1 protein-coding gene is annotated in these 423 nt (G+C 75.7%); it reads left to right on the top strand.

Translation table 11 applies throughout. The annotated features are described in order from the left end of the window. The coding region (locus C1J00_RS44235; RefSeq protein ID WP_245936768.1) for an ROK family protein at positions 1 to 423 on the top strand (423 nt) is incomplete at both ends.

Here is a 423-nt window from a genome sequence, read left to right on the forward strand (position 1 = left end):
GTACGGGAGACGGTGACGAGGCTGCTGCCGACCGGGCTCGGCGAAATTCGACCGGGGTCGGCCGACCCGGACCCGGCCCTGCTCGGCGTGGGCGTCGCGTTGCCCGGGCCGCTCGATCATGCCCGGGGAGTGCTGCACCGGGTGACCGGATTCCCCGAGTGGGACGGCTTCCCGCTGCGGGAGGCTCTGGCGGAGCGGCTCGGCGTTCCGGTCGTGGTCGACAAGGACACCAACGCGGCGGCGCTGGGCCTCGCCGCCGGGGGCGAGGGCGGCTCCTTCGCGTACCTGCACCTCGGCACGGGGCTCGGGGCAGGACTGGTCATCGGCGGCAGCGTGCACCGGGGGGCCAGGACCGGGGCCGGGGAGTTCGGCCACCAGGTGATCCAGCTCGACGGCCCGCCCTGCACCTGCGGGAACCGGGGC

It is taken from the genome of Streptomyces cahuitamycinicus, from assembly GCF_002891435.1.
GTDB classification, from domain to species: domain Bacteria; phylum Actinomycetota; class Actinomycetes; order Streptomycetales; family Streptomycetaceae; genus Streptomyces; species Streptomyces cahuitamycinicus.